20 protein-coding genes are annotated in these 25,213 nt (G+C 70.2%); 12 read left to right on the forward strand and 8 right to left on the reverse strand.

Annotated elements, in window-relative coordinates; genetic code table 11:
• Positions 1-2: 2 nt before the first annotated feature.
• From EP757_RS11960 to acs, 5 genes are all read right to left on the reverse strand, one after another.
• Positions 3-401 carry a hypothetical protein gene (locus EP757_RS11960; protein ID WP_127544999.1) on the reverse strand — a complete coding sequence of 133 codons (399 nt, stop codon included), beginning with the start codon at positions 399-401 and terminating at the stop codon, positions 3-5.
• Between the two features lie 64 nt (positions 402-465).
• Positions 466-1,032 carry a FixH family protein gene (locus tag EP757_RS11965; protein WP_127545002.1) on the reverse strand — a complete coding sequence of 189 codons (567 nt, stop codon included), beginning with the start codon at positions 1,030-1,032 and terminating at the stop codon, positions 466-468.
• The gene (locus EP757_RS11970) at positions 1,032-5,636 is read right to left on the reverse strand and encodes a hypothetical protein (RefSeq protein ID WP_127545005.1); all 4,605 of its coding nucleotides are present in this window, start codon (positions 5,634-5,636) and stop codon (positions 1,032-1,034) included. The genes EP757_RS11965 and EP757_RS11970 overlap by 1 nt, the downstream gene beginning before the upstream one ends.
• Positions 5,637-5,815: 179 nt before the next feature.
• The gene (locus EP757_RS11975) at positions 5,816-9,109 is read right to left on the reverse strand and encodes a S8 family serine peptidase (RefSeq protein ID WP_127545008.1); all 3,294 of its coding nucleotides are present in this window, start codon (positions 9,107-9,109) and stop codon (positions 5,816-5,818) included.
• 167 nt (positions 9,110-9,276) lie between these two features.
• Positions 9,277-11,262, reverse strand: coding sequence for an acetate--CoA ligase (gene acs, locus EP757_RS11980; protein WP_127545011.1), 1,986 nt, complete (start codon positions 11,260-11,262; stop codon positions 9,277-9,279).
• A gap of 206 nt (positions 11,263-11,468) precedes the next feature.
• On the opposite strand from acs, the gene EP757_RS11985 reads away from it, so the two are divergent.
• On the forward strand, positions 11,469-12,206 hold the full coding sequence (locus EP757_RS11985; RefSeq protein ID WP_127545014.1) for an oxidoreductase: 738 nt from the start codon (positions 11,469-11,471) through the stop codon (positions 12,204-12,206).
• A gap of 20 nt (positions 12,207-12,226) precedes the next feature.
• Complete coding sequence (locus tag EP757_RS11990) at positions 12,227-12,703, forward strand: PH domain-containing protein (RefSeq protein WP_127545017.1); 477 nt, start codon at positions 12,227-12,229, stop codon at positions 12,701-12,703.
• 266 nt (positions 12,704-12,969) lie between these two features.
• Here the strand turns inward: EP757_RS11990 and EP757_RS11995 are convergent, their stop codons facing one another.
• Entirely contained in the window at positions 12,970-13,776 is an 807-nt protein-coding gene (locus EP757_RS11995) for an HAD family phosphatase (protein WP_127545020.1), read from the reverse strand.
• A gap of 327 nt (positions 13,777-14,103) precedes the next feature.
• Positions 14,104-14,454, reverse strand: a complete 351-nt coding sequence (locus tag EP757_RS12000; protein ID WP_127545023.1) for an STAS domain-containing protein — start codon at positions 14,452-14,454, stop codon at positions 14,104-14,106.
• A 203-nt stretch (positions 14,455-14,657) separates the two neighbouring features.
• On the opposite strand from EP757_RS12000, the gene ssd reads away from it, so the two are divergent.
• The 7 genes from ssd (at position 14,658) to EP757_RS12035 (ending at position 19,276) form a co-directional block, all read left to right on the forward strand.
• On the forward strand, positions 14,658-15,728 hold the full coding sequence (gene ssd / locus EP757_RS12005) for a septum site-determining protein Ssd (RefSeq protein WP_127545026.1): 1,071 nt from the start codon (positions 14,658-14,660) through the stop codon (positions 15,726-15,728).
• Positions 15,725-16,873: a TadA family conjugal transfer-associated ATPase gene (locus tag EP757_RS12010; RefSeq protein ID WP_127545029.1), complete on the forward strand. Its 1,149-nt coding sequence runs from the start codon at positions 15,725-15,727 to the stop codon at positions 16,871-16,873. The genes ssd and EP757_RS12010 overlap by 4 nt, the downstream gene beginning before the upstream one ends.
• Before the next feature lie 29 nt (positions 16,874-16,902).
• The gene (locus tag EP757_RS12015; protein ID WP_232050470.1) at positions 16,903-17,589 is read left to right on the forward strand and encodes a hypothetical protein; all 687 of its coding nucleotides are present in this window, start codon (positions 16,903-16,905) and stop codon (positions 17,587-17,589) included.
• Positions 17,590-17,633: 44 nt separating this feature from the next.
• Positions 17,634-18,311 (forward strand): type II secretion system F family protein, encoded by a 678-nt coding sequence (locus tag EP757_RS12020; protein ID WP_127554212.1) that lies wholly within the window; start codon positions 17,634-17,636, stop codon positions 18,309-18,311.
• 136 nt (positions 18,312-18,447) lie between these two features.
• Complete coding sequence (locus tag EP757_RS12025; RefSeq protein ID WP_232050663.1) at positions 18,448-18,576, forward strand: DUF4244 domain-containing protein; 129 nt, start codon at positions 18,448-18,450, stop codon at positions 18,574-18,576.
• On the forward strand, positions 18,573-18,932 hold the full coding sequence (locus EP757_RS12030) for a TadE family type IV pilus minor pilin (protein WP_127545035.1): 360 nt from the start codon (positions 18,573-18,575) through the stop codon (positions 18,930-18,932). The genes EP757_RS12025 and EP757_RS12030 overlap by 4 nt, the downstream gene beginning before the upstream one ends.
• Positions 18,929-19,276: an Rv3654c family TadE-like protein gene (locus EP757_RS12035; protein WP_232050471.1), complete on the forward strand. Its 348-nt coding sequence runs from the start codon at positions 18,929-18,931 to the stop codon at positions 19,274-19,276. Before EP757_RS12030 ends, EP757_RS12035 begins: the two co-directional genes overlap by 4 nt.
• On the opposite strand, the gene EP757_RS12040 is transcribed toward EP757_RS12035, so the two are convergent.
• Complete coding sequence (locus EP757_RS12040; protein ID WP_127545041.1) at positions 19,256-21,622, reverse strand: DEAD/DEAH box helicase; 2,367 nt, start codon at positions 21,620-21,622, stop codon at positions 19,256-19,258. The genes EP757_RS12035 and EP757_RS12040 overlap by 21 nt on opposite strands.
• A gap of 111 nt (positions 21,623-21,733) precedes the next feature.
• Here EP757_RS12040 and EP757_RS12045 point away from each other — a divergent pair, with 111 nt between their 5' ends.
• The 3 genes from EP757_RS12045 (at position 21,734) to EP757_RS12055 (ending at position 25,189) form a co-directional block, all read left to right on the forward strand.
• On the forward strand, positions 21,734-22,090 hold the full coding sequence (locus tag EP757_RS12045; RefSeq protein WP_127545043.1) for an STAS domain-containing protein: 357 nt from the start codon (positions 21,734-21,736) through the stop codon (positions 22,088-22,090).
• Entirely contained in the window at positions 22,087-22,527 is a 441-nt protein-coding gene (locus tag EP757_RS12050) for an ATP-binding protein (protein WP_127545046.1), read from the forward strand. Before EP757_RS12045 ends, EP757_RS12050 begins: the two co-directional genes overlap by 4 nt.
• A 250-nt stretch (positions 22,528-22,777) precedes the next feature.
• Complete coding sequence (locus tag EP757_RS12055; protein WP_127545049.1) at positions 22,778-25,189, forward strand: sodium-translocating pyrophosphatase; 2,412 nt, start codon at positions 22,778-22,780, stop codon at positions 25,187-25,189.
• Positions 25,190-25,213: the final 24 nt, after the last annotated feature.

The following is a 25,213-nucleotide window of genomic DNA, read 5'->3' on the forward strand; positions in this document are numbered from 1 at the left end:
ACTCACGTGATCGGTTCGGCGGCGGTCATCGCCATGAGATTGCCGGGGCCGCAGTAGATCCGGATGAGCGTGGTCTCGAGGTACACCTTCGCCCGTTTGCCCTGGGGCAGCTCCAGCCCGTCGGCGTTGTAGAGCGCGTACCTCGTACCGTCGTCGGCGAGGAAGCCGTAGCACGGACCTTGACCACCGCGGGTGACCGATCCGCTGACCCAGCCCGTCACCGGGGGCTTGTCACCCGGTTCGCGCGGAATCTCCGAGGGGGATGGGCCGGGGACGGCGGAGGGCGAGAGGCTGGGAGCGAGGGAGGCGGGGGAACCGGGTGAGCCCGGCGAATCCGCTGAATTCGCGCAGCCGGCGAGGACGAGGACCGCCGCGGTGGCGACAGTGGGAAATGCGCGCATTCCGGTGAGACGGTCCGGGGCCGGGAGCGGTTCCCGGAGACCGGAGTCCCCGGGAACCGCACAGTCACTTCGCCGTCACGGTGCCGACGTCCAGCCGCTGGTTCGCAGTGGACGCCATCGGCTGTTTCACCTCGACGATGATGTTGTATTCGCCGGCCATCGGCACGTTCGTGACCGCTTCATAGACGCCCTGTCGTCCGGACATCTCGGCCATCACGATCGGGCCGTTCTTGTGCGCCATCGGCATGGCCACCATGTCGGTGTACGCGACGACCTGCCCCTTGGTGATCGGGTCATAGCTGCCCGGGGCACTGACCCTCGCCTCGATCCGCACCTGGAGGTCGCCCAGGTGCTCACTGGTGATCGAGATGGCGGCCGCCGGCTCCGCGGCGTTGTTCTGCTCCGCAGCGGCCGGCGGTGAAGAGGCGACCGGTTCGGCGGTGCGCGGCCGGGTGGCGAGGAAGCCCACCACGCCGATCACCAGCGCGGCGGTCATCCCGATGCAGATGCCCAGGATCAGGCCCTGCCGGAACGGCTTCGGCTGCGAGCGCCGCGGCCTCCCCTTGCGGGCCGGTTTCTTGCCGTGCCGCATCTCGGCGGGCAGACGCCACTTCTCCTTGCCCATGGTCATCACGACACCGGCTTGTCCGGCAGGGCGATCAGGCCGCTCTGCGCTGTCGCGTGTACCCGGAAGATGCCCCATTGTCCACTGACCAGATGCCGTGCCAGTGTCCCGGACCGGTACAGGTAGTCACCGGCCGCCGCCCGTCTGCCGCCGGCGCCGCCGGTGACTGCCGGGTCGAGGACGATCTGGTACGACACCCCGGGGTTGAACTGGCCCTGGGTGGCCGCCAGTTGCGACTGGGCGTCGTTCGGCGCCCGCCGCCACAGGTGGTCGTGCAACGCGAAGCTCGTGGACCGCGCGTCACCGACGGCCTGACCGACGTGGAACACCGTCTTGTCCCCGCCGTACGCCTGGAACGTCGGCGTGGCCGGGTCCCCGTGCACATAGGAGCTGAAGATGTTGGTGATGTTCTGGTCGGCGGCGTATCGGTGGGACCAGGGTTCGTTGGTGTAGTTGATCGAGAAGTCGCCCTGGTCCTCGGCGTCGTCGGCCTCACTGCTCGGCGTCTGGGCCAGGTCGAGGTTGTCCGGCACCGGCTGGTCGTCGGCCGGGTTGCCGTTGGTGTCCTTCCGGAACAGCGCCAGGTCGCTGTTCATCAGCACGATGTTCTCCCGGAAGTCCGGAACCGACGGGTTGGCGATCACCGCGCTGGTTCCGCTGGCCAGCGGGGCTCCGGTGGCCGGATTGAGGTACGTCGACCCGGTCGGCTCGATGATCAGCGCCCCGTAGAGGCCGTGCGTGGCGTGGTGCATCGGGTCGGCCATGTCGCGCAGCATCGCCATGCCCGGGGGCGTGTTGAGCAGCCACCGGTAGAGCTTCTGCTCGCCGGGTCCGGCCGTCCGGTCGTAGCCGTTCTGCGTGCCGACGTTGACCCCGGACGAGAAGCTGTAGTGCGTGGTCAGCTGCGGCCGGATCGATACCCTGTCGCTCACCTTGAGCGGCTGGAAGCCCGGGACGTTCACCTCGTTCTTCGGTGGCTGGTCCAGGCAGTCCGGATAGCTGAGATGGCTGGTCCGGTAGCCCAGCTGCCCGGGTTCGACCCCTTCGAAGCAGGTCGGTCTCATCTTGGCCGGGTCGAGCTTGTTCTTCAGCGTGACCTCGACACAGTCGCCCTGGTTGGCCCGGATCACCAGGGGCTCGTTCTTGACGGTGTTGTTCAGCCAGTCCGACTCCAGGGCGTACTGCAGGCCGTTGGGGTCGTGGTCGCCGGCCTTGTTGTAGGTGATGTCCCGGTTGATCGCCACGATGCTGAAGGCCTTGACCGGCGCGCCACCGCAGGGGTTGCCCGGCGGCTGGGTGATCGGCTTGGGCGGGATCGTCGGCTGCTCGTTGATGCAGTTCAGCGCGTTGGCGGTGTTGTCCGGCAGCGGGTAGAGGGCGATCTTCGGCGCCGGTGGCGGATCGTCCGGTCCTGGTGAGATCGCCGCGCCGTACGTCTGACATCGGAAGACCCGCAGATGTCCCCACGCGCCGAGGAACATGTCGTCGGCGCCTCCGAGGTAGTAGAGCTCGTCCCGGTCGATCGGATAGAAGTGATAGCCCTCCGACTGGGATTTGACCTGCATCTCGAAGTATTCGAGGATCCCGATGTGCTGGGCCGAGACGATGTTGGACCCGTCGTCCTTCGGCTCATGTCGCCACCTGGCGTCGATGTTGATGCCGTGTGACTCCTCCTGGGACAGCTGGAATATTCGCCATTTGATCCGGTCGCCGCGGAACGCCGCTGGTGTCGGCGTATACGGGAGGCTGCCCCACGCATCGGTCTGGGCCTCCGTGGGTTGCACGGTGAAGACCTGCGATGGATCTCGGTCCCGGCGTGCTTCGAACGGTTCCAGCCGGTAGTTGATGCCCATCACGCCGTAGTCGTCGTTGCTGGACGGGAACTTCGCCGGGTAGATCGGCACCCCGTCCTTGGTGACGAACTGGTCGTCGTTCGTGGTGTTCGGGTCGGCGGGTTTGAACATCGGCACGTGGTCCTCGATGAAGAGGGACACGTTGCGGTAGTCGTACCCGTCGGTCTGGGTGCCGTTGTAGTCGGTCGTCGCCGTGCAGTGCACCGCGACGATCGTGCCGATCTTCACTTCCTGGTTGGTCCGGCCGTCCCGGAAGACGCAGCCGGCGTCGTGGATCGTCCCGCCACCGAACAGGCCGGCGTCCTGGTGGACGTTGGCGTAGAAGTGGTCGTGGAACGAGTTCGTCGACGTGTTCTCGTGCACGAAGTTCCGGTACGTGATCGTCTGACCGTTGCCGTCGGCGGCCCCGTCCGCGCCCTCGTCGTAGTTCCACCCGTTGGCGGCGCCGTCCGAGGAGAGCACGTCGAACTGGACCATGTGCTGGTGCAGGCCGACCTCGTTGGTGACCTGTCTTCGGTCGAAGGTGGTGCCGCCGTACTCCAGTGGCAGCCGGTTCGTCAGCTTGTAGATCACGCAGTCGCCGACGTTGAGCAGCGGGGAGAACGGCTCCGGTTTCTTACCGGCCAGGACCGCGTCCCGCTCGGAGTTGAGGACGTAGACCCGGGACTGCGGGTTCGTCCACTTCACCGTGGGGTTGTAGGTCTGACTCAGCTGGATCGCCGATATCTCGAACTCCTTGACCGGCCGGCCGGTCGGACATGGGTTCTGGAAGAAGCCGCCCGCCACCTGTGCGCCGGGGTCGGCCGCGGCCTTCTCCTTGGCGGTCGGCGGGAACGTGCCGGCGGTGCCGCGGTCGGTGACGCCGAGCGGCGGTTTCGGCGCCTTGAACCCGAAGACGCCCGGTACGAAGTGCGGGTAACCGGTCTTCGTCGCGTCCGGTGACGGCGGGGCGGCCTTGTCGGTGACCGTGGGCTGGTAGTCGAAGTCGGCGAGCGGTTCCAGCCGCGGGATCGGCGTACCGTCGGGATTCTTCCTCGTCCCGTCCTCGAGCTTGTCGAAGGTGCGGTTGAGGCCCCACATGCCGGTCGCGAAGTGCGGATAGAGGTGGCAGTGGAAGATGATGTCGCCGAAGGTCGCCTGCTTGTCCTTGTGGGCTGATCCGGCGCCACCCTGGACCACCAGGTCGTAGTGCGCGCCGGGGGAGACCGACTGCACGTCGAGGATGTTCGTCGTCTTGGTGATGTGGTTCGGGCTGCTGATCGCGTCCAGCCCGCCCTCGTCCTGCGGGTCGTAGGCCCACCGGTTCACGTGCCAGTGGAAGGTGTGCGTCTCGAACTCGGCGGCGTGCATGAGCCGCACCTGCGCCGGCTCGCCCCGGTAGTTCGGGAAGACCAGGTCGCCGCCGCCCGGGTCGCCGTAGACCCAGGAGGACAGCGAGGTCTCCTCACCGACGCACTCGTTGGCCTTGTAGCCCTGCCCGGACACGGTGGCCGCGGGACAGCCGAGTTCCTCCCGGTTGAAGGTCGGCTCGGCGCGGTAGTTGAACGCGAACCACTCGAGCTTGATCGGCACCTGCTCGTGGTACTGGATGATCGCGTCCGCGTCCCCTCCGCCCAGGCCCGGCAGCGTGTCCTTGGTCAGGACCGCGAGCTGCGCGGAGGTGGGTTCGAGGCACTCGGTTCCGACGTTCTCGTCGTCGTCGCCGTCTCCGCCGCCCCGGCAGTACCGGGTCAGGATGCCCGGCTCGGCCTCCACCTCGTCGTGCATGAACAGCACGTTCTCGCGGAAGTCCTTGTTGTTCGGCCGCTTGATGATCGCCCGGGTGCCGGACGCGATCGGGCCGCCGGTGCGCGAGTCGACCCAGGTGGCGTCGCTCGGCTCGACGACGATCGCGCCGAACGCCCCGAAACTGTGCGAGCCGATGTACTGCTTCGACCCGCCGGCCTGCGTCTGGATCGAGGAGAAGTCCGCCCCGTCCTTGAACTGGAACTCGCCCTCGGCCTGCGCGTACAGCAGGTAGGTGAGGGAAGCGCCGGGCGCGGCGGTGGAGTCGGGGTTGTTGCCTACCGCCGTACCGTCGGCGGTCTTGACGTCGTAGTCGAGACCGTCGAAGTGCATCGACGCGTTCGGCGCCTTGGCGGGGTCGAAATCGTTCTTCGGCACGGTGAGCGCCGGCGCGAACTCCCGGGCGCCGAGCGTGGACGAGCCCGCCGCCTTCTTGATCTCGCCGGGCAGGGTGTAGATGGCCGAGTCCCGCACCGTCCGATCCAGCTGAGGCGCCGCCTCGTGCAGCCGGTTGGTGAACTTCACCGAGACGCAGTCGCCCTTGTTGGCGCGGATGGTGAGCGGTTCGATCAGGTCGTTGACGTTCGCCTTCGACGGGTCGGCGGCGTACTTGAAGTTCTGCCGGACCGTCGCGATGTTCGCGTCGAGGACGTACATCCGGCCTTCCGGTACGACGTCACCGAACCTGTTCAGGAAGAGCGGCAGGTTGATCAGCGAGACGTCGAACGTCTTCGTCGGCGCGCCGGTGACGCACGGGTTCACCGGTGCCCCGGCCTTGGGCGGCACCACAGCCGCGGCGGTGGCCTGACTGACCATCCACATGGCGCCGGCGACCAGGCCCATCCACAGGCCGGCTCCGACGGTGAGGGCGACCCGTACCGGGCCGCTGGGCCGTCGACGCGCACTGAGCAGCACGTACGCGGCGAACGTCGTAATCAGTAGTAGGGGTATGAGATCGATGGGTGTAGACACTCCACCTCCTGACGCAGGGACAACGAGGCCCAGCGCAGGAGTCATCGACCAGCGGCGTGGCCCCGTTTCCACAGCTACTGTCGATCGTGAAAGTAATCGACATACTTGCATGTGTCTATGTGATTCCCACGAAAGAGGCCCGCCCGGGCCATCCCGGACGGGCCTCTTCGCCGTGCTTGTTACTCGGTGACGGCCGTGATGGCGACCGAGCCGCGGCCGACGACCGCGCCCTCGTCCGTCACGATCGACACCTCACCGAACATCGTCCGGCCCGCCGGCGGCACCGAGGCCGCGGTGACCGAACCGGTGACCGTCGCGCTCTTCCCATTGGACAGGGAGAACGCCGTGCTCTGCGTGGTGATGCCACCCAGGGCGGGGCTGTAGTAGACGTCCAGGTAGTCGTACGCCGTGGTGCCGGCCGGCACCGCGTAGCCGTCCACCAGGACCGTGTAGGTGCCGGCGGCCGGGTTGGCGACCGAGACGGCCTCCTCCGAGTCACCGTCGGCCTGCTGCTTCACGACCTGGCCGGCCTCGTTGTAGAGAACCAGGTCGAGGTCGGCGGCGGCGTCACTGGTGTTGCCGATCGCCACGTCGAGCCGCTGGACACCCGAGGGCACCACGACCTCGTACGTCTGCTGCTCGTGGTTGGCGATCGTCGGCCGCGCCTTGAAGCCGCTGCCGAGCGGGCCGCCCTGAGCCGTCAGGTTGACCGGGCCGAAGTTGTTCGTGACCGTCCAGGTCAGCGGGGTCGCCACACCGGCCTTGACGCTGGGCAGCGTCACGGCGGCCGGGTCGACGGTGACCCCCTGGACCTTCGCGGTCAGCTTGTACGGGTTGTTCAGCGACGGCGACGTACGCCGGGACTCGACCTCGAGCTCCCAGATGCCCGGGATCGGGTTCTCGTACGACCGCTCCTGCGGCTTGCAGGCGTTCGCGTCGGAGAAGTTGGTGTAGCAGGCGGTGCTGGCGGTCGACTCGACCGGGACACCCCACGGGTTGATCGCGATCCAGCGGGTCTGCGAACCGGTCGCGATGCCGGACAGGTTCACCTGCAGCGCGGTCGCGCCCTCCGGCACGATCACGAAGTACGACGTGGTGGAGTTGCGGTCCACCGAGCCGGAGAAGGCCTCGGTGTACGACGGCTTCTTCGTCTCGACGCCGGTGACCACCGTGTTGAGCACCTCGAAGTCCACGACCGGCGTACGCGGGTCGTCGACCTTGAGGATCGCGCTGCTGACGCCCTGAGCGGGCTTGACCTTGACCTTGACGCTGACGGTCTTGTTCAGCGGCAGGTCCACCGAACCGGCCGACGAGAACACCTTGCGGTCGCCGATCCAGCTCAGGTTGTGCTTCACGGTCTTGGCCGGGCCGCTGGTACGGGTCAGCTTGACCGTGACGGTCTTCTCCTTGCCGACCGCGTAGCCACCGTCGCCGGCGGCGCAGCGGTTGTAGATGCCCTTACCGGTGTTCGGGGTCGCCAGCTGCTCGGAGAGCGGCGTGCAGACCGGGGCCGACGAGGTGTAGGTCCGGGTCTCCGACTGCTTGGTGAGCAGCTTCCAGGCGGCCGGGACGTCCATCTGGCCGTAGCCCTGGGCGTGCACCTTCTCGCCCTTGATCGGGTCGGCGGTGGTGTAGAGCGCCCGGCGCAGGCCGGCCGGCGTGACGCCGAGGTCGGTCTGCTTGGCCGCCGAGAGCAGCAGCGCGACGCCACCGGTCGTCTGCGGCGCCGACATCGAGGTGCCGTTCTGCATCGAGTAACCGGCCGGCAGGGTGTAGCCGACCGTGTCCAGCTGGGCGAGGGTCTCCCAGGTCGGGACCGTGGAGATCGCCGAGCCGGGCGCCGCGAGGTTCGGCTTGAAACCGCCGTCCTCACGCGGGCCCCGCGACGAGAAGTTGAACAGCTGCAGGTCGCGGCGGGTGACCGAGCCGTAGTTGGCGAGCCAGGTCTCCTTGCTGATGCTGGCCGCCGAGCTGATCACGTCGGTCGCGACCGACGGGTCGCCGATCGTGTTGGTGCCCGGGCCGGAGTTGCCGGCCGAGATCACGATCTGAACGCCGTAGACGTCGATGAGCTCGTCGTAGAGCTCGGCGCGGGCGTTGTTGCCGTCGTTCAGGGCCGGGAGGCCACCGATCGACACGTTGATCACGTCGACGCCGCGGTTCACGACCAGGTCGACCATGCCGGTGGTCAGCGAGGCCGCGGTGCAGCCGCCGCCCCACGAGCAGGACCGCGCGGAGACGATCTTCGCGCCCGGCGCCTGACCGTCCAGGTTGGCGTTGCCGAACAGGTCGTTACCGGCGGCGATACCCGCCACGTGCGAGCCGTGCATGCCCTCGACGATGCCGATGTTGACGAAGTCCGCGGTCGGCGGCAGCGTCGGGTCCTGGTACGGCGCGAGCGAGACGTCCTCGCGGTACTCGACGACGAACGGCATCCGCTCCGCGACGTCGGTGGCGGGGTTGTCGGTACCGAAGTAGCCGACGTCGTACTTCTCCTTGTACGGCCGCATCACGGCGTCGTCGGTGAAGTCGAAGTTCTGGTTCACGTCGACACGGATGTCGTGGCTCACCGGGTCGTAGAGGACGCCCCACCGGTCGGTGGTGTCGCCGTCCCGGTTCACGTCACCGGCGGGCTCGGAAGCCGTGGTGATGTTCTCCGAGAAGCGGTTGATCGTCCAGGTGCCGGCCGGGGCGGTCCAGGTGGCGCCGCCGTAGGTGAAGGTCGGGCCGGTCACCGTGGTGAGCATGGCCCGCCAGGTCCCGTCGCTCTCGGTCACCGGGTCGGTCGCCGTCACCCAGTCGACGATCTTGCGCTCGCCGGTGGTGGTCTTCTGCAGGGCCGGGTGAGCCAGGTCCACACCGGAGTCCATGATGCCGATGGTCACGCCGCGGCCGTCGTACTTCGGGTTCTTCTTCTTGAAGTCGACCGAGCCCGTCTCGCCGGTGGGCATGTACGGGTTGTCCGCGGGCGTGTTCGCGCCCGGGCCGGACGGCGTGGCGGCCTGCTTGGCGGCGTTCTTGCTCGCCGGCAGATCCGTCTCGGGCAGCTTGATGGTCTCGTCCAGGTCGACGGCCGAGACGCCGGGCAGGTTCGCGGTGCTCAGCACCTTGGCGGTCGGCACGCTGGCCAGGACGTAGCCGACCCGGTCGAAGCGCTGGCTGATGCTGCCGCCGAGGCTCTTCACCTTGGCCGCGACGTCACCCGCCTTGCCCTTGTCGGTCGAGATGATGACGGTGACGCGCGGCTTCTTCTGGGCTTCCGCGTCGGCCAGCAGGTCGGCGTCGTGCGAGCCGAGCGTGTCGGCCGGCGACTCCTTGGGGGTGGCTGGCTCCTGCGATGTGGCGGGGACCGTGCTCGTGCCCGGTTCCGCCGAGGCGGGAAGGGGGCTGCTCAACGTCGACACGCCGGCGGCTACGCCGAGCGCGAGGACGGAGGTGACGGTACGCCGGCCCCAGGTGATTTGTTGTGTCACGTACGGGTCCTCCGGAGGAAAGAGCGCCCGAGGGGTGATCGGGCGAATCCTCTGGATCCTGCGATCGATCCAAGTGAAAGTCACTATGGTCGATGACGTTGTGACCGGGCCGTGACCTTGAGTGGCAGGGCCGATGATCTCACCGGCCCTGCCGTGACGCCGATGTTTCAGTCGTCGGACTTGGAGGTCTTCATCCCGGAGGAGATCAGATCCATGACCGTCGAGTCCTGCAGCGTGGTGACGTCGCCCAGCGAGCGGTTCTCCGCGACGTCACGCAGCAGACGCCGCATGATCTTGCCGGACCGGGTCTTCGGCAGCTCGGTCACGAGCATGATCTGACGCGGCTTGGCGATCGGGCCGAGGGTCTTCGCCACGTGGTTGCGCAGCTCCTTGATCAGCTCTTCACCGGCCGCGCCTTCGGTCTCCACGTGTCCACGAGGGATGGCGAACGCGACGATCGCCTGACCGGTGGTCGGGTCGGTCGCGCCGACCACCGCCGCCTCGGCGACCGACGGGTGCGACACCAGCGCCGACTCCACCTCGGTGGTGGAGATGTTGTGGCCGGAGACCAGCATGACGTCGTCGACCCGGCCGAGCAGCCAGAGCGCGCCGTCCTCGTCCTTCTTCGCGCCGTCACCCGCGAAGTAGATCCAGTCGCCCTCCTGGTTCGCGCCGGCGCCGAACCTCGACCAGTACGTGTCGAGGAACCGCTGGTCGTCGCCCCAGATGGTGCGCAGCATCGACGGCCACGGGTCGCGCAGCACCAGGAAGCCGCCACCGCCGTTCGGCACCGACTGCGCCTGGTCGTCGACCACGTCGGCGCCGATGCCGGGCAGCGGGGTCATCGCCGAACCCGGCTTCGTCTCGGTCACGCCGGGCAGCGGGGAGATCATGATGGCGCCGGTCTCGGTCTGCCACCAGGTGTCGACGATCGGGGTGCGCTCCCGGCCGACGTGTTCCCGGTACCACATCCAGGCCTCGGGGTTGATCGGCTCACCGACGCTGCCGAGCACCCGCAGCGAGGACAGGTCGTACTTCGCGGGGATGTCGTCGCCCCACTTCATCATGGTGCGGATCAGCGTCGGCGCGGTGTACAGGATCGACACCTTGTACTTGTCGACGATCTGCCAGAAGCGGCCGCGGTCCGGGGTGTCCGGCGTTCCCTCGTACATGATCTGGGTCGCGCCGTTGGAGAGTGGCCCGTAGACGATGTAGGAGTGCCCGGTGACCCAGCCGATGTCGGCGGTGCACCAGTAGACGTCGGTCGCAGGCTTCAGGTCGAAGACGGCGTTGTGGGTGTAGGAGGTCTGCGTCAGGTATCCGCCGGTGGTGTGCAGGATGCCCTTCGGCTTACCGGTCGTGCCGGACGTGTAGAGGATGAAGAGCGGGTGCTCCGAGTCGAACGGCTGAGCGACATGAGAATCGGCGGCCTGCTCGACCGTCTCGTGCCACCACTTGTCCTTCTCGGTCCAGGCGACCTCCTGGCCGGTACGCCGGACCACCAGCACGTGCTCGATGCCCTCGGTCCGCGCCACGGCCTCGTCCACCGTCGGCTTGAGCGCCGAGGGCTTGCCCCGCCGGTAACCGCCGTCCGCGGTGATCACGACCTTCGCGGCGGCGTCCTGGATCCGGGTGGCGAGCGCGTCCACCGAGAATCCGCCGAAGACGACACTGTGCGTCGCGCCGATCCGGGCGCAGGCGAGCATCGCGACAGCGGCCTCGGGGATCATCGGCAGGTAGATCATCACGCGATCGCCGGCGGTCACGCCCAGCTCGGTCAGCGTGTTCGCCGCCTGGCTGACTGATTTCAAGAGCTCCGCGTACGTCACCGCGCGACTGTCGCCGGGCTCCCCTTCCCAGTGGATCGCCACCTTGTCGCCGTGGCCAGCCTCGACGTGCCGATCCACGCAGTTGTAGGCGATGTTCAGCTCACCGCCGACGAACCACTTGGCGAACGGCGGATTCGACCAGTCCAGCACCTGGTCCCACTTCTTGGCCCAGGTGAGGCGCTCGGCCTGGCTCGCCCAGAAGGCGAGGCGGTCGGCGTTCGCCTCTTCGTAGGCCTCGGCCTTCACGTTGGCGTTCGCGGCGAGCTCGGCGGGCGGAGGGAACTTCCGCGTCTCCGAGGACAAGTTCTCCAACGTCTCGCTCATGAGGGCGGCTCCTCTGCTGCCTACCGGGGGTTCTTCGTTGCACACTAGTTCTGGCCGGTGGGTCCGGCGAGGGTTCGTCCGGCGGAGCGCGCCCGACGGTGTCGTGTGCGCGCCGACCGGCCTAGTGGTGCTCGCTTCTGCGCGAATCTTGCCATTTCCACGCTCTTTTGTGCACCCCATGTTTCGGACGTCTTACCGGTTACCGTGTGCGTGTGGATCCACTAGCCCCGTTGCTCGACCTCGCCGACGTCGCGCCCGCCCTCACTCAAGCCCGTGACACCGTGGACGCCGCGATGCGGCACCGCGCCCTGCGCCGCAACGGCGGTCAGGTCGCGGCCGAGGCGAGCCTGCGCGCCGCCGTCGCCAGCGCCGCCCTGGAAGGCAGCAAGTACGACCTGGAGGAGGTTCGCGGCGGGACCGTCACCGATCCGGTCGTGCAGGGCGCCCTGCGAGTCGCCGAGTCGATCGGAGGCCTCGTCGACCTCTGGCCCCGCGCGCCACGGCAGGTCCTCGCGAAACTGCACGTGCTCGCCGCCCGCGGCATCGTCCACGACCACGACCTGGGCCGGCTCATCTCCGGCGCCGAGCGGATCGACGCCCTCGCCGGTCTGGTCGCCGGCAACGACGAGACCCCGCCGCTGCTGCTCGCCGCGATCGTGCACGCCGAGCTGATCACCCTGCGCCCGTTCGCCGGCCCGGCCGGAGTGGTGGCCCGGGCCGCCGCCCGACTCACCCTGATCAACCGAGGATTCGACCCGCGCGGCCTGGTCGGCGTCGAGGTCGGCCACCTCGAGCGCGAGCCGGAGTACGTCGGCTCGGCCGGCGCCTACGCCACCGGCACCCCGGACGGCGTGCGGTCCTGGCTGCGGCACTACGCGTCGGCGATCGAGGCGGGGGCCACCGAGATCACGGTGATCGGCGATGGAGTCCTGGCCGCGGTCTGACCGGGGGCATACTTTTCTGCGTGGATGAGGACTGGGTCCGTCCGTACCCTCCGGGCTCCGGGCGGTGGGTGGTGATCGCCTGGGAAGCGGCCGCGCTGGCGATGCTCACCTGGGCCACGATCGAGCACTTCGACCTGATGGGCCTCGGTGTCCGGCTGACCGCCTGCGTGCTCGCGGCGCTCTGGGTGGTCGGCGCCTGGCGGATCCTGGAGCACGGCGTCTACGTCAGCTCGCAGGGCGTGCGCGTGCAGGGCCTGCTGCGGTCGCGGACCATGCGGTGGCGTGAGGTCGCCGGGGTGCGCCTGCACCAGGCGACGCACCGGGTCGGGCCGTGGCGGATCGAGAGCGGCCTGACAGTGCTCCTGGAGCGGCACGACGGCGCCATGGTGAACACCGAGCTGTGGGCGCAGGGCGTCGACTTCCACTCCCGGCCCAAGCTCTTCCGAGCCGTCTATCAGGAGATCCGCAGACGGCATCAAGCCGCGGGCCAGAAATAGATAGAGCCGGCGTCCCTGGAGGGGCGCCGGCTGTGCGCGTCCGGACCGGGTTATCAAGCGTGCACCTGAGTCGTTGTCGACGGTCCTGGCACCCCCTCTCGAGGGCGGAGGTCCCGCCGCAACGTGCCTGCCGTGGCTGATCGCGCGTGGGTTCCCGGTGGCCGTGCACGGTGCCCGTTCTCACGGGCCCGCGACTTCTTTCTACGCTCCTTCGCGCATGATCGCCAGGTTTGCCCTATTACTCAGACCGATTGCATTTGCGCTGGTCACTGCGTTACGACGGCACGAGTGCGCCGGTGCCGGCCGTAGATGGCGAACCCGATCGCGACCCCGACGCCCACGCCGAGAGCCGCTGCCGCCACCGGAACTGCGGGCCGGTCCCGGAGGCGTCTGCCCAGCGGAACGGGGTTGCGGAACTCGAGGATCGGCCAGGATCGCTCGGTCGCGACCCGCCGCAGAGTCCGGTCCGGATTGACGGCGCTCGGGTGGCCCACCGCTTCGAGGAGGGGCAGGTCGCTGCTGGAGTCCGAGTACGCGAAGCACTGCTCCAGGTCGTAGCCACGGGACTCGGCGAGCTCGCGGATGCCGACCACCTTGTTCGGGCCGGCCGAGTAGAAGTCGACCTCGCCGCTGTACTTCCCGTCGACGATCGCCATCCGGGTCGCGATGATGTCGGTGATGCCGAGCAGCGCGCCGATGGGCCGCACCATCTCGTCACCCGACGCCGACACCAGGACCACGTCACGGCCGGCCGCTTGGTGTTCGGCGATGAGGACGGCGGCTTCCGCGTACACATAGGGGTTGATCAGGTCGTTGAGGGTCTCCGCGACGATCTGCTGCACCTGCTCGACCCGCCAGCCCTTGCTCAAGGCGGCCATGTAGTCACGGGTGCGAGCCATCGCCTGCTCGTCGGTGCCGCCGCCGAGACGGAACATCAGCTGCGCATAACCGGACTTGACGACGTCGCGCCGGCTGATCAGGCCGTCACGGTAGAAAGGCCGTCCGAAGGCCAGGGCGCTGGACTTGGCGATGACGGTCTTGTCGAGGTCGAAAAACGCGGCGCTCGGGCCCACGGGCCGAAAGTGTAGCCGAGTTCGCGCCCGGCCCGGTTGCTCCCCGCGACCGACGCGGCTTCGTAACGCGCTGTGAAAACGGTCAGACGGGCAGGGAGCGTCGCATCGGGTTACATTCGGTACTCGACGGAACGGCAGAGTCTGAGGCAGACTTGTGTTCGCGACTGTGAAGCGTGTTGTTACGACCGCGTCCAGTGAGCTGATCCGCTGGCCCTCGGTGATCGCGCCCCCCGCGATCGCCGAGTCGATTCGGCTCGACCCCCCCGGAGCCGAATCACAAGGGCGACCCCCGTCTCCCCCGACGGGGGTCGTTCCTTCTCAGGGCACCTAGGCCCCGGTCGCCTGCTGTGAGGGCTCGGCGTCGCCGATGAGTCCGAAGAATTCGGCGAGGCCGGTCACCACGAGCACCCGGCGGAACGAGTCGGTCGGGTTGACCACGGAGAAACCGATCCCGCGCTCGCTCGCGTCGCGGTAACCCTCGATCAGGGCGCCGAGGCCCGTCGAGTCGATGAAGGACGCGTCCCGGAGATCCACACGCAGAGCTGCCGGGGCCCAGTCGGTGAGGGCGTCCCGGATGCCCTGGGCCACGTCGTCGGCGCTGGAGAAGTCGATCTCTCCCAGCACAGTGACGGTGACTGTCCCGTCGTCGGCAAGCGTGGTCCGGATCGAGTTGTCCATGCCAGCTCCATCGGTCCGTGTCGGGACCCAAGATACCCAACTCGCCCAGGTTCATACCCCGGGCGTCGGTGCGTACCAGATCAACGCCCTGCGGCGGAGTTATCCACAGGATCGGAAGTTATCCACAGGCGGGTCCGCGGCCGGTTGCCGCGCCGGGACACGACCCGCGACGGTGGGCGCCCCCGAGACCGCTGGAGGCACCGATGCCCGCCGCACGCCGTCCCCTCGTCGTCACCGCCGACCATGAACTGCTCGATGACCTGCTCCGGCTCGCCGCAGCCGGAGGCGTCGAGGTCGACGTGGTGCCCGACCCGGCCTCCGCGCGGGCCCGATATCCCGGTGCGCCGGTCGTGCTGGTCGGCTCCGATCAGGTCGCCACCTGCGCGCGGGCCCGGCTCCCGCGCCGGCCCCGGGTGATCGTGGTCGGCCGGCACTCGGCCGTCGACGCGACCACCTGGAAACTCGCCGACCCGCTCGGCGCCGAGCACGTCGCGGTGCTGCCCTCGGCCGAGACCTGGGTGGCCGAGCAACTCTCCGCCCCGCCCGAGCCGGATCCGGTGTCCCGGACCGTCGCCGTGATCGGCGGCCGGGGCGGCGCCGGGGCGAGCATCCTCGCGGCCGGGCTGGCGACCACGGCGGTGCGATCCGGGCACCGGACCCTGCTCGTCGACGCCGACCCGCTCGGCGCCGGGCTCGACCTGCTGCTGGGCTGGGAGGACGTGACGGGTCTGCGCTGGCCCGGGCTGCGCGGCGCGGACGGCCGGGTGGACTCGGCGGCCCTGCTCCGCGCGCTGCCCCGGCGCGGCGACCTGGTGCTGCTCTCGTTCGACCGGGAGGAGTTGCCCGGCGTGCCGGCCGAGGCGATGGCCGCGACACTCGACGCGGCCCGTCGCGGGCGGGACGTGATCGTGGCCGACCTGCCCCGGCAGCTCGACGACGCCGCGGTGCTGGCCCTGCAGGCCGCCGACCGGACCCTGCTGGTCGTGCCGGCCGAGCTGCGGGCCGCAGCCTCGGCAGCGCGGACCGCCGCCACGATCCGGATGCACTGTGAGGACGTCGCCGTCGTGGTGCGCGGCCCGGCGCCGGGCCGGCTCCGAGCCCGCGAGGTCTCCGACGCGCTGGGCCTGCCGCTGGCCGGCACCCTGCGGCCCGAGCCCGCCATGTGCCAGGCGGTGGAGAGCGGCACCGCGCCGGGCGCGGACGGAAAGGGGCCGCTCGCCGACCTCTGCCGCCGGCTCATCGAGGACCTGATGCGGTCGGGAGCGCCGGCATGACCGGCCTGAGTAGCCGCGTACGACGGCAGTTCGCCCAGGACGGCGTCGAAGCCACTCCAGCGGCAGTCGCCGACGCGGTCCGCCGGGAGAACGTCGTGCTCGGTGGCCGGGCCGTGCTCCGCCTCTCCGGCCAGGTGCGCGACGAACTGCTCGGCGCCGGCCCGCTGGCGCCGCTGCTCGCCGATCCCGAGGTCACCGACGTGCTGGTAAACGGCGGTCAGGTCTGGGTGGACCGGGGCGCCGGGCTGCAGCGGGCGGCGATCCGGCTGGACCGGCCCGACGAGGTACGCCGGCTCGCCCAGCGCCTCGTCGCCGCGTGCGGCAGGCGGCTCGACGACGGCCGGCCGTACGCCGACGCGCGCCTGCCCGACGGCACCCGCTTGCATGCCGTCCTGCCACCGGTGGCGGTGGACGGGCCGTACCTCTCCCTGCGCACCTTCCGGCAGCGCCCGTTCACCCTCGGGGATCTGGTCCCGCCGCCGGTCGCCGCGCTGCTGACGGCGGTGGTCGAGGCGCGTCTCGCCTACCTCGTCACCGGCGGCACCGGCAGCGGCAAGACCACCCTGCTGGCGACCCTGCTCGGCCTGGTGCCGCCGGACGAGCGGATCGTGCTGGTCGAGGACGCGAGCGAGCTGCGCCCGGTCCACCCGCACGTCGTGGCGCTGCAGGCGCGCACCGCGAACGTGGAGGGCGCCGGCGCGGTCGGGCTCACCGATCTGGTCCGGCAGGCGCTGCGGATGCGCCCGGATCGGCTGGTCGTCGGGGAGTGCCGGGGCGCCGAGATCGTCGATCTCCTGGCGGCCCTGAACACCGGCCACGACGGCGGCGCCGGGACGCTTCACGCGAACGCTCCCGGCGACGTCCCGGCTCGCCTGGAGGCGCTCGGCATGCTGGGCGGCCTGCCGCGGGCGGCCCTGCACGCGCAGGTGCTGGCGGCGTTGCAAGTGATCATCCAAGTACGGCGGACCGTCGCCGGCCGCACCCTCGAGTCGATCAGCGTCCTGGTCCCGGCGGCCGAATCGCGCCTGATCACCGTGCTGCCGGCCTGGGCGGGCACGCCGGGACCGGGCGCCGCGATCCTGGCCCGGATGTTCCACGATCGCGGCGTCGTGGTTCCGCCCGCGCTGCACCCGGCCGCGCCATGAGCGGCGTACCGGTGGCGGTTCTTCTTGTCATGGCGGTTGTCGTGATCCTGGTCCCGGGCCGAGCAAGGCTTCTCCCCGTACGAGGAACCGGCGCCCGCTCACTGCCTCCGCTACGTGCCGCCTTGTCGGGCGGTCCGGCCTGGCGGACTGCGACGTGCGCGGCAACAGTGGCGGGAGGCTGCGCCCTGCTGCTCGCCGGTCCGGTGGCCGCCGCGATCGCCGCCGTCTACGCCGCGCTGGCCGCCGCCGAGTGGACGCGCCGGACACGCCGGAAGCAGGCCGCCGCGGCGCGATCAGCCGAACTGGACTCGCTGGCCGCCCTGGTGGCCGACCTGCGAGCGGGCCTGCCGCTGCCGGATCAGCTCCACGGGCAGCCGGGGGCCGGGCGGATCCGGGAACTCACGTCTGCCGTCCGGCTGCTCGCCGAACAGACCGGGGCGCCGGCGGCCGATCTGCTCGACCGGATCGAGGCGGACGCTCGCTCGGCGGACCGGTCGGCGGCGGCCGCCGCCGCTCAGGCGGCCGGTGCGCAGGCCACGGCGCTGCTGCTGGCGGCGCTGCCGGTCGGCGGGATCGGGGTGGGCTACGCGATCGGCGCCGATCCGCTGGCGGTGCTCCTGCGGACCCCGATCGGCGCGGCCTGTGCCCTGGCGGCGGTGCTTCTGCAGGTCGCCGGGCTGCGCTGGTCCCGGCTACTCGTGGACGGCCCGAAGTGACAGTCCTGGCCGTCGTCTGCGTGGCGCTGGCCGCTGGACTGGTGATGTTCCGCCCGCCGCAGTCCGGCCATCGGCTGCGGCGGATAGGCACCCGATCCCGTCATCGGGTGGACGGCAGCCGGAAGCGGATCGTCGTGTCCTTGCTGATCGGAGCCGGGACTGCTGTGGTCGTCGGCGGGGCTTCCGGCGTACCGGTGGGGATCGTGGTGGCGGTCGGAGCGGAACGCGCGCTGCGGCGCCGGGAACCACCGGCCTTGCGGCGTGAGCGCCGGCGAGCGCTGGCCGACCTGCCCCTCGGCGTCGACCTGCTGGCCGCGGCCCTGCGCGCCGGCGCACCGGTGGAACGAGCCGCCGCGGCCGTCGCCGGCGCGCTCGGCGGACCACTCGGCACCCGGCTGGACCGCGTCGCCCGGTCCCTGAGACTCGGCGCCGGACCGGCCGAGGCGTGGGCCCACCTGGACCGGCTGCCCGGAGCGGAACGCCTGATCGCAGCCGCGATCCGGTCCAGTGCGAGCGGCGGCGCGCTGGCCGGCGCGCTGGAACGGCTCGCCGCCGACCTCCGCGCCGACCGCACGATCGCCGCCGAGGCCGCCGCCCAGCGTGCCGGCGTCCTGATCGTGCTGCCGCTGGGCCTGTGCTTCCTGCCGGCCTTCCTGCTCGCCGGCCTGGTGCCGGTCCTGATCGCCGTCCTGAGCGACGTGCTCCTCAGCGACGTCCGCTGAAGACCTGGCGTGGCCGCCTGCCACGCCGCCGTGATATCGGCACGGCAGATCGCCGTGCCGCCTACCCGAGGAGGACCACGTGCACAAACTCGTCACCCGCTTCCGGAAGCTCCGGTCGGAGGCCGGCGACGCCGGAATGAGCACCGCCGAGTACGCCGTCGGCACGCTCGCCGCGGTGGCCTTCGCCGGCATCCTGTTCAAGGTGGTCTCCAGCCCGGCAGTGCAGCAGGCGCTCACCGGGATCATCGAGAAGGCGCTGAAGTGATCGGGCGCCGGCGGCCCGGCCGGGACCGGGGTGCGTTCACCGCCGAGCTCGCAGCCGGGCTGCCGGCGCTCCTGCTGCTCTTCTATGCCGGGCTGACAGCGGTATCGGCCGTCCTCGACCAGTCACGATGCCTCGACGCCGCCCGGGAGGCCGCGGTGGCAGCCGCCCGTGGTGATTCAGCCGCCGGCGCGTCGAGGCTGGCCCCGGCGGGCGCCGAGATCCGGGTGACCGGCGACCCGGAGACGGTCACGGTGGTGGTCACTTCGCGGGTCCGGGTGTTCGGCTCGCACCTGCCCGGCCTGACCGTGCGCGCCTCGTCGTTCGCGGCCCGCGAGCCCGAGCAGGTGAGGTGGTGACGGCCCGCGATCGTGGAGCGGCTTCGATCCTGGTCCTGGCTCTCGGCCTGGTCCTGCTCACCGCCGGTCTCGCGGCGGCCATGGTGGGCGCGGCGCAGGTCGCCCGCCGGGAGGCCCGCAACGCCGCCGACCTCGGGGCGCTGGCCGGCGCTCAGCAGGCGGTCCTGGGCCGCGAGGTGGCCTGCGCGGCAGCCGGGCGGATCGTCGAGCTCAACCAGGCCCGGATGGTGTCCTGCACCCTCGACGACCTGGAGGTGGTCGTCCGGGCCGAGGTGCCGGCCGGCCGTCTCAGGACAGCCGAGGCGGCGGCCCGAGCAGGTCCGCTAAGCGTCGGGGAGGGATGACAGGACCACGTCGAGGACGGTCACGGCCTTGAGCTTGTCGAGGGGATTGTTGCCGTTTCCGCACTTCGGGGACTGGACGCAGGAGGGGCAGCCCGCCTCGCAGACGCAGGACGAGATCGCTTCCCGGGTGGCGCGCAGCCACTCGGAGGCCACGGCGTACGCCCTCTCGGCGAAACCGGCGCCGCCGGGGTGACCGTCGTAGACGAACACCGTGGGCATGTCGGTGTCCGCGTGGCTGGCCGTGGAGAGCCCGCCGATGTCCCAGCGGTCGCAGGTGGCGATGAGCGGCAGCAGGCCGATGCCGGCGTGCTCGGCCGCGTGCAGCGCGCCTGGGAAGTCGGCGGACTCCACGCCGGCGGCGGTGAGGGCCTCCGGGGAGATCGTGAACCAGACCGCGACCGTCCGGAGTTCGCGCACCGGCAGGTCGAGCGGCCTGGTGTCGATGACCTCGCCGGTGCTGATGCGGCGGCGCTGGTACGACACCACCTGGTTGGTGACGTCCACCTCGCCGAGGAACATCCCGACCGGGCCGGCGTCCACGTACGACCGGACGTTCACCACCGACAGGTTGGTGACGTCCCGCGCGTGCGTCGTCCAGTCCGGCTCCTCCTGGTGCACCAGGGCGATCGCGTCCTCCAGGTCGAGGTCGTCGACCACGTACGACACGCCTTGATGCAGGTGGACCGCCCCGGTGTGCAGCATCACGTGCGACGAGCCGTGGTCGACGGTGCCGAGCAGCCGGCCGGTCGACGCCTCGACGACGGCGACCGGGGCGCCGCCGGTGCCCCGCAGGTCGACGTCGGGCCGGCCGCGATGCGTCCAGTAGAAGCCGGACGGCCGGCGCCGCAGGGCGCCCTCCTCGACCAGCGCCTGAACCGCCGCCGCCGCGGCAGGCCCGCCGAACAGCTCCAGGTCGGCGTCGGTGAGCGGCGCCTCGGAGGCGGCGCAGCAGAGCTGAGGGCCGAGCACGTACGGGTTGGCCGGGTCGAGCACCGTCGCCTCGACGGACCGGCCGAAGATCGCCTCCGGGTGGTGCACGAGGTAGGTGTCGAGCGGGTCGTCCCGGGCGATCAGGACGGCGAGGGCTTCCCCGCCCGACCTTCCGGCACGGCCCGCCTGCTGCCAGAGCGAGGCCCTGGTGCCGGGGTATCCGCAGATCAGCACGGCGTCGAGGCCGCGCAGGTCGACGCCGAGTTCGAGCGCGTTGGTGGAGGCGAGGCCGAGTAGTTCGCCGGTGAGCAGGGAGCGTTCGATGGCCCGCCGGTCCTCGCGCAGGTAACCGCCGCGGTAGGCGGCGACCCGTTCGCCGAGACCGGGGACGGCTTCGTCGAGGGATCGCCGGGTCATCGAGGCGACCACCTCGGCGCCGCGGCGGGAGCGGACGAAGGCGAGGGTGCGGGTGCCGGAGACGACCGCGTCGGTGAGCATGTCGGCGGTTTCCCGCAGGGCGGAGCGCCGGATCGGTGGGGGTTCGAAATCCGAGGAGTCGGATTCCCCCGGATTGGGCTGGGACAACTCTGCAAGGGGCTGGGGGAGCAACGGCGGCTCCCAGAGGGCGAAGGTCACACCGGCGCGCGGCGAAGCGTCCTCTGTGATCTCTGTCACCGGAAGTCCGGTCAGCCGGGACGCGGCGCCGGCCGGATCACCGGACGTCGCCGAGGCCAGGATGAAGGTGGGGGAGGAGCCGTACCGGGCCGCGGTCCGGCGCAGTCTGCGCAGCACGTGCGCCACATGAGAGCCGAACACGCCGCGATAGGTGTGGCACTCGTCGATGACCACGTACGACAGGCGGCGGAAGAAGACACCCCAGCGTGCGTGCCCGGGCAGCATCGAGTGGTGCAGCATGTCCGGGTTGGTCAGCACGAACCGCGAGTGCTGGCGCACCCATTCGCGCTCTTCACGGGCGGTGTCGCCGTCGAACGTGGCCGGGCGCACACCGTCCAGCCCGAGGCGGGCGACGGCACGCAGCTGGTCGGCCGCGAGCGCCTTGGTAGGTGACAGATAGAGCACCGTCGCCTTAGGGTCCGTGGCGAGCGCGCTGAGTGCCGGCAGCTGGTACGCGAGGGATTTGCCCGATGCGGTGCCGGTGGCCAGCACGACGTGTGTGCCCTCCCGGGCGAGGGTGGCGGCGGCGGCCTGATGCTCCCACGGCGCGGTGATCCCCTGCGCGGTGAGAGCGTCTCGCACCCCGGGGTCGGTCCAGGCCGGCCACGGAGTCGTCCGCCCGGACCGGGGCGGCATCCGCTCGATGTGCGTGATCGGGGAAGCCTCCGTCGCGGTGCCGCGAGCTCGCAGCCGATGCAGCAGCTCAGCAGGACCGAAGGCGGTGGAGGTCACGCATTGCACTGTGACACCGGTATGCCCCGAACCTCAAACGGGTAGGACGGTGGGTGCCACGCGTCGCCCGCTACCGGTCGGTGGTTAGATTTCGCGGGGGGAGATCAGGGAGGAGGACCGATGGAGCTGTCGCTGGCGGACCGGACGGTCGCCGGGCACACAGTGCTCGAAGTCGGTGGCGAGGTCGACGTTTACACCGCTCCCAGGCTGCGTGAACGGCTGATCGAGCTGGTCGACGCGGGTGCCCGGGACGTGGTCGTCGATCTGGAACGCGTCGAGTTCCTCGACTCGACCGGTCTCGGCGTGCTGGTCGGGGCACTGAAGCGTCTGCGTACCGCGCACGGGACCTTCGGTCTCGTCTGCGCGAAGGAGCCGCTCCTCAAGATCTTCCGGATCACCGCGCTGGATCAGGTTTTCCCGATCTTCCCGACAGTCGAGGCGGCCACCGAACGCGACGGCAGCGGTTCTGCTTCGTGATGGCTACTGTTCGGCTCTCCTTCTCGCCGGCACCGGTGCACGTGCGCACCGCGCGCCTGGTCGGTGTCGCGGTCGCGCGCCGGGCCGGTGTCGCCGAGGAGCTGCTCGACGAGGTCCGGCTGGCGATCGGTGAGGCCTGCACGCGTGCCGTGACCCTGCACCGGCAGTACGGCCTCACCGACCTGGTCACCGTGGAGATGTCCGACTCGGACTCGTACACCGTCCGGGTCATCGACCACGCTCCGATCGAGGCGAGCGTGGGGCTGGCGAAACTGCCCCCGGATGAGCTCGCCGACGAGTCGCTCACCGACGACGCGCTCACCACCGGTGTCGGATTTGCCCTTCTCGCCGGATTTGTTGATGATTTGCAGGTGCGGCCGGTGGACGATGGCCCGGGCACCGAAGTGCGCATGATCTGGCCCGTCACCCGCCGCTAGGCAAAACGGCATGATCCACCGCTGAACTGCGTAAAGAGATCAACCGCGCCCTATACCCGCTCTCCGCGCCGCTAACACAGCGGCAAACATCACCGCGACACGGCTGTGCGCAGGTGTGACGACCGCCATACAAGCCCTATACAGTACGCGAGTTATCAGCTACTGCTGGTCCGCGTCCGCGGGCTTGAACAATGTGCCCGGAGGTCTCGTCCACCGTCCGGGTGCGGTCGGTGTGTACAGGAGGACATTGATGTCCGGGACCTCGATAGACCTCGCCGCCGAGGGTGGCGGGGTGTCCCTGAGCGGTGAGAACCTCTCCTACGTCATCGTCGCGCTGGCGTTCGCGCTGGTGGCGCTCGGTTTCGCCGCGATGTTCGTTCAATCCGTGCTGCGTGCCGGGCGCGGCACGCCGAAGATGCAGGAGATCGCCGGAGCCGTCCAGGAGGGCGCCTCGGCGTACCTGATCCGGCAGTTCCGGACCCTGGCGATCTTCGTGGTGATCGCGGTCGTTCTGCTGTTCCTTCTTCCGGTGCACGCCACCGAGAACGAAACGCTCGTCAAGGTCGGCAGATCACTCTTCTTCATCGTCGGTGCGATCTTCAGCGCGTTCATCGGCGGCGCCGGCATGGCGCTGGCGACCCGGGCCAACCTGCGGGTGGCAGCCGCCGCCGGCGAGGAGGGCGGCCGGGAGAAGGCGATGGGCATCGCGTTCCGCACCGGTGGTGTGGTGGGCTTCCTCACCGTGGGCCTCGGCCTGTTCGGTGCGGCGCTGGTCGTCCTGATCTTCAAGGGTGACGCTCCGACCGTGCTGGAGGGCTTCGGCTTCGGCGCCGCGCTGCTCGCCATGTTCATGCGGGTCGGCGGCGGCATCTTCACCAAGGCCGCGGACGTCGGCGCCGACCTGGTCGGCAAGGTCGAGCAGGGCATCCCCGAGGACGACCCGCGCAACGCCGCGACGATCGCCGACAACGTGGGCGACAACGTCGGCGACTGTGCCGGCATGGCCGCCGACCTCTTCGAGTCGTACGCGGTGACCCTGGTCGCGGCGCTGATCCTGGGCCAGGCCGCGTTCGGCCAGGACGGTCTGATCTTCCCGCTGATCGTCTCCACGATCGGTGTGCTGATCGCGATCATCGGTGTCTTCATCACCCGGCTGCGGAAGAGCGACCGCAACGGCCTCACTGCGATCAACCGGGCCTTCTACATCTCGGCCGCGATCTCCGCGGTCGCCGTCGCGGTGGTCAGCTTCCTCTACCTGCCGGACACCTTCGCCGGATTCGGTGACACCCGCATCGCCGAGGACATCCTCGCCAGCGACCGGAACCCGCAGCTCGTCGCGATCGGCGCGGTCGTCATCGGCATCGTGCTGGCCGCTGCCATCCAGGCGCTGACCGGCTACTTCACCGAGACGAACCGCCGCCCGGTGCAGGACATCGGCAAGTCGTCGCAGACCGGCCCGGCAACCGTGGTCCTGGCCGGCATCAGTGTCGGCCTGGAGTCGGCGGTCTACTCGGCCCTGCTGCTCGGCGCCGGCGTCTACGGCGCGTTCCTGCTGGGCGGCTCGTCGCTGACCCTGTCGCTGTTCGCCGTGGCGCTGGCCGGCACCGGCCTGCTCACCACGGTCGGCGTGATCGTGGCGATGGACACGTTCGGCCCGATCTCGGACAACGCGCAGGGCATCGCCGAGATGTCCGGTGACGTCGACGAGCGCGGCGCGCAGATCCTCACCGAGCTGGACGCGGTCGGCAACACCACCAAGGCGATCACCAAGGGCATCGCGATCGCCACCGCCGTCCTCGCTGCCACGGCGCTGTTCGGGTCGTACACGAACAGCCTCGCCGACGCGATGGCCGAGGCCGGGGTGACCGACACGGCCGCCGAGATCCTCGCGATCCTCAACATCGCGAACCCGCGCAGCCTGGTCGGCCTGCTGGTCGGCGCCGCGGTGGTCTTCCTCTTCTCCGGTCTGGCGATCAACGCGGTCTCCCGCTCGGCCGGCGCCGTGGTGATGGAGGTCCGCCGCCAGTTCCGCGAGTTCCCGGGGATCATGGACTACTCGCAGCGTCCGGAGTACGGCCGCGTGGTCGACATCTGCACCCGGGACGCGCAGCGTGAGCTGCTCACCCCCGGTCTGCTGGCGATCCTCGCCCCGATCGCTGTGGGCTTCGGCCTCGGCCCGGGCGCGCTCGCCTCGTACCTGGCCGGCGCGATCGGCGCGGGCACGCTGATGGCGGTCTTCCTGTCCAACTCCGGCGGCGCGTGGGACAACGCGAAGAAGCTGGTCGAGGACGGCGCGTACGGCGGCAAGGGTTCCGAGGCGCACGCCGCCACGGTGATCGGCGACACGGTCGGTGACCCGTTCAAGGACACCGCCGGCCCGGCGATCAACCCGCTGCTCAAGGTGATGAACCTGGTGTCGCTGCTGATCGCCCCGGCGGTCGTGGCGGTCAGCTACGGCGACTCGGCCAGCGTCGGCGTCCGGATCGGTGTGGCGGTCCTCGCTGTGGCGATCGTCTCGGCCGCGGTGATCTGGAGCAAGCGCAAGCCGATCTCGATGGGCGACGACCCCGCCGCTGCCTCGGCCGCCGGCGCCGCGGACACCGTGAAGGCCGCGCAGGACACCCGCGAGACCGATTCTTCGCGGGTGAAGGACAACGTCTGACCAGGACGAATCGCATCATGAAGG

It is taken from the genome of Actinoplanes sp. OR16 (assembly GCF_004001265.1).
Lineage (GTDB): Bacteria > Actinomycetota > Actinomycetes > Mycobacteriales > Micromonosporaceae > Actinoplanes.

Bases quoted from the DNA above. Each gene is read 5' to 3' on its own strand.
- EP757_RS11960 (WP_127544999.1), bottom strand. From the start codon at position 401: ATGCGCGCATTTCCCACTGTCGCCACCGCGGCGGTCCTCGTCCTCGCC.
- EP757_RS11965 (WP_127545002.1), bottom strand. From the start codon at position 1,032: ATGACCATGGGCAAGGAGAAGTGGCGTCTGCCCGCCGAGATGCGGCAC.
- acs (WP_127545011.1), bottom strand. From the start codon at position 11,262: ATGAGCGAGACGTTGGAGAACTTGTCCTCGGAGACGCGGAAGTTCCCT.
- EP757_RS12000 (WP_127545023.1), bottom strand. From the start codon at position 14,454: ATGGACAACTCGATCCGGACCACGCTTGCCGACGACGGGACAGTCACC.
- ssd (WP_127545026.1), top strand. From the start codon at position 14,658: ATGCCCGCCGCACGCCGTCCCCTCGTCGTCACCGCCGACCATGAACTG.
- EP757_RS12010 (WP_127545029.1), top strand. From the start codon at position 15,725: ATGACCGGCCTGAGTAGCCGCGTACGACGGCAGTTCGCCCAGGACGGC.
- EP757_RS12015 (WP_232050470.1), top strand. From the start codon at position 16,903: ATGGCGGTTGTCGTGATCCTGGTCCCGGGCCGAGCAAGGCTTCTCCCC.
- EP757_RS12020 (WP_127554212.1), top strand. From the start codon at position 17,634: ATGTTCCGCCCGCCGCAGTCCGGCCATCGGCTGCGGCGGATAGGCACC.
- EP757_RS12025 (WP_232050663.1), top strand. From the start codon at position 18,448: ATGAGCACCGCCGAGTACGCCGTCGGCACGCTCGCCGCGGTGGCCTTC.
- EP757_RS12045 (WP_127545043.1), top strand. From the start codon at position 21,734: ATGGAGCTGTCGCTGGCGGACCGGACGGTCGCCGGGCACACAGTGCTC.
- EP757_RS12055 (WP_127545049.1), top strand. From the start codon at position 22,778: ATGTCCGGGACCTCGATAGACCTCGCCGCCGAGGGTGGCGGGGTGTCC.